At 70.1% G+C, this 1,662-nt stretch carries 2 protein-coding genes; both read right to left on the bottom strand.

Going from position 1 to position 1,662, the window contains the following annotated elements:
• On the bottom strand, positions 1-551 hold a 551-nt coding region (locus JQK15_RS27725), incomplete at its 3' end, for an NAD(P)-binding domain-containing protein (protein WP_251008086.1).
• A 64-nt stretch (positions 552-615) separates the two neighbouring features.
• Positions 616-1,662 (bottom strand): LysR substrate-binding domain-containing protein (locus JQK15_RS27720; protein ID WP_214869603.1); only part of this gene is annotated, 1,047 nt, incomplete at its 5' end.

Here is a 1,662-nt window from a genome sequence, read left to right as displayed (position 1 = left end):
TCCAGCCCCTTGACCATCACCGACCGGATCATCTTGATCGCCGACGCCCGGCCGACGGCCTCCCCGACGACGCGGATATTGGTGAAGCCCAGCCGGGCCAGCCCTGCCCGCGCCGCGTCGGCATGGGCACCGCTGACCAGCAGCGGCACGTTCAGCCGGGCCGGATCGACCGGCGCCATGACGGCGACATCGACATAATGGCCACCGGCCGCCTCGATCGCGCGGGCCGCCGCCTGCTTGGTCTGCGGCGCGACGCTGTTGAGATCGCAATAGAGGGCGCCGGGCGCGATATGAGCGGCGGCGGCCTGCGCCACGGCGAGCGCCTGGTCGGCGGTGACGAGCGACAGGATGAAGGTGACGGGCGTGACGGCATCGGCCAGCGTCGGCACGGCGCGGACGCCGGCCCTGGCACAGCGCGCCAGCATCGCATCGCGGGTGGCGCCGGCATCCGTCTGGATATCATAGACGCGGGCCGCGTCGATCCAGTCCCCCGCCATCGCAAAGGTGGACCCTGCCTCGCCAAATCCGATCAGACCGATTTCCTGCTCCATGTCGGGTTGGATGACGGATCATGTCTGATGCCGCCAATCGAATCCGCTGGACCAGTATAAGATTTTACGAATTCATATGTGCCGCAGCCTGATCGATCGCGGCCATGAACTGCTGCTGCAACCGGGTCGGGCGCCAGTCGGCCCGCGTCGTGAGGCCAATGGTCCGGCTGATCGCGCCGGGTGCCGGGCCGATATCGATCAGCAGTCCCGCCTCCAGTTCCAGCGCCAGCTGGTCGTGCGACAGCAAGGTCAGATACTCGCCGCCGACCAGCAATTGCCGGATCGTCATCACCGATCCGCATTCGATCGGCACCGCCGGCAGATCGCCACCCAGCGCCGCGAACATCGCCTGCCACAATTGCCGCAGCGGCGTGCCTTCCGGCGGCAATATCCAGGGATAGCGGCGCAGCGCATCGGCATCCCAGCCCGCCGCCAGCGCATGGCCGCGCCGCGCCAGGATGGTCGGTCGATCCTCGAACAAGGGCCGCTGCGTCAGGTCCAGCGCCATGGCGGGATCGCGCAGCGCGCCGACCATCATGTCGATTTCGCCATCGCGCAGCGGGCCAACCAGTTCAGCATGCGATCCTTCATGCACGCTGATGTCGACCAGCGGGAAATCGGCGCGGAACCGGGCGATCGCATCGGGGATCAGGCGCGCGCGCGACAGCGGCATGGCGCCGACCAGGATGCGCCCGCCCTCCTGCCCGCGCAGGTCGGCCAGATCCTCCAGCCCCTGCCGCAATTCCGCCAGCGCCAGCCGCAACCGCTGCGCCAGCACCGTCCCGGCCCTGGTCAGCATCACGCCGCGCCCGCGCCGGTCGACCAGCCTTTGCCCCAGCGCCAGCCCCAGATCGCCGACCGCCCGATGCAGCGAGGGTTCGGCCACGCCGGTCGCCACCGCCGCCGCCGCATAACTGCCGCTGCGCGCCAGGGCGACGAAGGCGCGCACCTGCGCCGCCGTCACCCGATTGCTGCCGATCAGGCGCAGCGCCGCATCGATCCGGGGCTTCAGCCGCTCCGCCGGTTCCAGCGCGACCATGCCGCCGGGCTGGCGCGCGAACAGCGGCAGGCCCAGTTGCGCCTCCAGCTTGGCGATCCCCTGGGTCACCGC

Source organism: Sphingobium sp. BHU LFT2 (genome assembly GCF_018604485.1).
GTDB classification, from domain to species: domain Bacteria; phylum Pseudomonadota; class Alphaproteobacteria; order Sphingomonadales; family Sphingomonadaceae; genus Sphingobium; species Sphingobium yanoikuyae_A.
Note: the sequence above shows the minus strand (reverse complement) of the source record. Positions and strands in the feature narration are given on the sequence as shown.